The sequence below is a fragment of the Hymenobacter agri genome (assembly GCF_054778495.1).
The window spans coordinates 1-3,469 of record NZ_BAAGZM010000469.1; the positions used below are offsets into that span (position 1 = coordinate 1).

Annotated in this window: 4 protein-coding genes; all 4 read right to left on the bottom strand. The window is 63.1% G+C overall.

The window, feature by feature from the left end:
* A partial coding sequence (locus tag ACYVDE_RS17785; protein WP_460502894.1) for an alpha/beta hydrolase occupies nt 1–378 on the bottom strand: 378 nt, incomplete at its 3' end.
* Between the two features lie 166 nt (nt 379–544).
* Nucleotides 545–1,729 (bottom strand): lysophospholipid acyltransferase family protein, encoded by a 1,185-nt coding sequence (locus tag ACYVDE_RS17790; protein WP_460502895.1) that lies wholly within the window; start codon nt 1,727–1,729, stop codon nt 545–547.
* Nucleotides 1,730–1,852: 123 nt separating this feature from the next.
* Entirely contained in the window at nt 1,853–2,521 is a 669-nt protein-coding gene (locus tag ACYVDE_RS17795) for a YggS family pyridoxal phosphate enzyme (protein ID WP_460502896.1), read from the bottom strand.
* A 123-nt stretch (nt 2,522–2,644) separates the two neighbouring features.
* The coding region (locus tag ACYVDE_RS17800; protein WP_460502897.1) for a VWA domain-containing protein at nt 2,645–3,469 on the bottom strand (825 nt) is incomplete at its 5' end.

The following is a 3,469-nucleotide window of genomic DNA, read 5'->3' on the forward strand; positions in this document are numbered from 1 at the left end:
TCGGGCATCGTCGAGCGCGGCCGGGAACGGGTGGTCGGGCGCTTTGCGGTAGTTGATGGTGAGCACGTTGAGGCCAGTGCGCAGGGCCAGACTGCCCACCAGGCTGCGGTGCGTATTGAGCGAGCCCAGCACGTAGCCGCCGCCGTGCAGGTAGAGCAGCACCCGCGTGGGGTGCGCCTCGCGGGGCCGCAGCCACTCGGCTTCCAGCCGGTTATCTATCTTGAAACTCTCCAGATTCACCTTCCAGGGCATGAACTGGAACAGGGCCCCGGCCTCCATCGCCAGGCGAATGGCGCCCACGCTGGGCTTGCGGCGCGCCAGCGGAGCCGCCGCCGCGGTGAGAAACTGCTTGAGCAGCAGGTGTTGGAACGAGGGCATGCGGGTGGGATTTTAGGGAGAGAGCAGGTGGGAAGCAGGCCGTCGGACGGTCATGCTGAGCGCAGTCGAAGCATCTCTACCGCTTCGTTGCAACGGTAGTAGTTAGTTACGCAGTAGAGATGCTTCGACTGCGCTCAGCATGACGTTCTTTTTTTTAAACAATATGCTAGCTGCGGCGGTAAGCCTGCTGCTTCTGGCCGAGCTTGTTGCCGCGGTAGCCTTTGATGGCCAGCGGAATCCAGCCTAATACGGGGATGAAGTAGGCCAGGGTGATGGGGTTGCGCCAGAGCATGCGCAGCCACGCGCCGGGCTTATCGAGCTGCATGTGGAAGTTGCGGCGGCCCTCCTTCACGTAGAGGCGCTCGAACTCGGTGAACAGGGCAGGCCAGGCAAAGGGCAGGAAGAACGGGAAGTAGCGGCGGTTTTCCTTGATGCGCTGCCAGAGCTCGGCCCAGCGGTAGGGCTTCTGGCCGTGGGCGGCCACGGCGGCGTCCATCTCGGTTTGCATGCGCTGGCGGATTTGCTCGCTGAGGTCGAGGTACTCCTCACGGCTGAGCTCGTCGACGGTTTTATCGGTGAGGTCGGAGGGGCGGATGCGGGTGCCCATCACGAAGATGAGCTTGGCGGGGAAGGCCAGGTAGAAGGCCCAGGGCTGCACAATAACCAGCAGCAGCAGCAGCGTGAGCGGCAGAAACGGAATGCCGATTTTTTTGGTGAGCCGGTTGATGGGCTCAAAGCTGTAGGCGTAGGGGTTGAGGTATTCGGCGTTGATGGTGTAGAAGGGCACGATGTCGGTGCCGTGCTGCAGGGCCAGGCGCACCATGCTGGTAGCCAGGCGCTGCAGCTGGTACTTGCGGTTGAACCCCTTCCCGATGCCGGGCACGCCCTCGGGGTAGAGCATCAGGTTGTGGTCCTGGTAGTACATCATGGTTTCGAAATTCAGCGTCGTGGCATCCACGCAGCCGTTTTTCTTCCAAAAGTCGCGCACCAGGTAGGGGTTCATCAGGGCCGTTTGCGAGAGCAGCGGGGCCGAGAGCGGGCGCGGCAGGTCACGGATGGTGCCCTTGGTATCCAGCAGGTGCCGCCAGAGGTGCGAGAGGGCCACGATGGCATCCCAGGGGAAGGCCATGCCCGAGTGGTTGCTGGCGAAAATCAGCGGCCGGTCGGGGTTGTTGCGCTGCGGGAAAGGCTCGAAGCCCACCAGCTCGGAGCGAAACCACACGCGGTCGAGCAGCTGCAGGATGTTTTCGTCCAGCGTCTGGGTGAAGTCTTCCCGGAAATAGTCGTCGTAGATGTGCTGGTTGGCCGCAATGGCCGGCGGGGGCAACGAAGACGCGGTGGTGGCAGGCATGGCGGGAATTTAGGGGACGGAAGATAGGCGAATTTCTACCGTTGTGGTTCCGGGGTTGTTCTAACGGTGTTTCCCGCAGTGGGCGCAGTGGTTTACGCAGCGGTACGCAGTGCGCGCACGGGCCTATCCCCTACTCCCGAAAATGGCGCTGCCCACGCGCACCAGGGTACTGCCTTCGGCCACGGCCAGGGCGTAGTCGCCGCTCATGCCCATCGAGATGTCACGGAAAGCTTCGTCATCAGCGAAGTACGTGGCTTTGAGGTGGTCGAAGTAGCCATGCAGCTGCCGGAACTCCTGGCGCAGCTGGGCTTCGTCATCGGTGAAGGTGGCCACGCCCATCACGCCGGTGAGGCGCACGTTTTTGAGCTGGCGGTACTCGTCGGAAGTCAGGATTTCTTCGGCCTCGGCCAGCGTGAGGCCGGACTTGGTTTCCTCCTGCGCGATGTGGAATTGCAGCAGGCCGTTGATGACACGGCCGTGGGCGGCGGCGTGCTTGTTGATTTCGCGCAGCAGCTTCAGGCTGTCGATGCTTTGGATGGTGTGCACGAAGGGGGCCAGCAGCTTCACCTTGTTGGTTTGGAGCTGGCCGATGAGGTGCCACTCCACGTCGGCGGGCAGCTCTGGGTGCTTGGCGGCCATTTCCTGCGGCCGGTTTTCGCCGAAGCAGCGGGCGCCGGCGTCGTACGCCTCGCGCAGCTTCTCGATGGGGTGGGTTTTGGTAACGACGCAGAGGCGGGCGCGGGTGCCGGCCAGCTCGGCCTGGATGCGGTGGATGTTATCGGCGATGGACAATGGTTATGATGTGTAAATGTGAAAAATGTGAAAAGGCGAGAAATATAGAGAGGTGCTATTTGTGGCGCAAAGCCGTGTCGAGAAGCACATCTCCATATTTCTCATCTTTTCACATTCAGAGAATTAATCTTCCAGCGGGTTGCTTAGAAACGTATTTTGCAGCAGCAGCCAGAGCAGCCACAGGCCGATGCTGAGCCAGAGGTACGGGCGGTACAGGTCGGTGATGTTGCGGTAGCGGTACTGCTTGATTTCGGTTTTTTCGAGGCGGTTGATTTGGGCGAACACCTCGCGCAGCGCGCCCGTGTCGGTGGCCCGGAAGAAGCGGCCGTCGGCGGCGGCGGCCAGCTCGTGCATGGTGGTTTCGTCGAGGCGGGTGCTCACGTAGCGGGTGCGACCCAGCGAATCCTGGCCGTAGGGCACGAAGCCATCCTTGCCCAGCCCGATGGTGTAGAGGCGGATGCTGAAGGCGTGGGCCAGCTGGGCGGCCAGCAGCGGGTCGAGGCTGCCGGCGTTGCTTTCGCCATCCGAGAGCAGAATGCAGACCTTCGAGCGGGCTGTGGACTCGCGCAGGCGGTTCACGGCCACGCCCAGAGCCGTGCCGATGGCGGTGCCATCTTCGGCAATGAGGCCCAGGCGCAGGCCGGCGAGGTCTTCGCGCAGCAGGTCGTAGTCGGTGGTGAGGGGAGCCAGCGAGTAAGCTTCGCCGGCGAAGGCCACGAGGCCAAGGCGGTCGCCCACGCGGGTGTTCACGAAATCGGTGGCCAGCTTTTTGGCGGCTTCGAGGCGGTTGGGGCGTAGGTCCTGAATCTCCATCGAACCCGACACATCGAGGGCCAGCACGATGTCGATGCCGCGGCCCGACTGCTCCACCCGCTCGTCGGTGCGCTGCGGGCGGGCCAGCGCCACAATGCCGAAGCTCAGGGCCAGGGCCAGCACCACGTCGGGCAC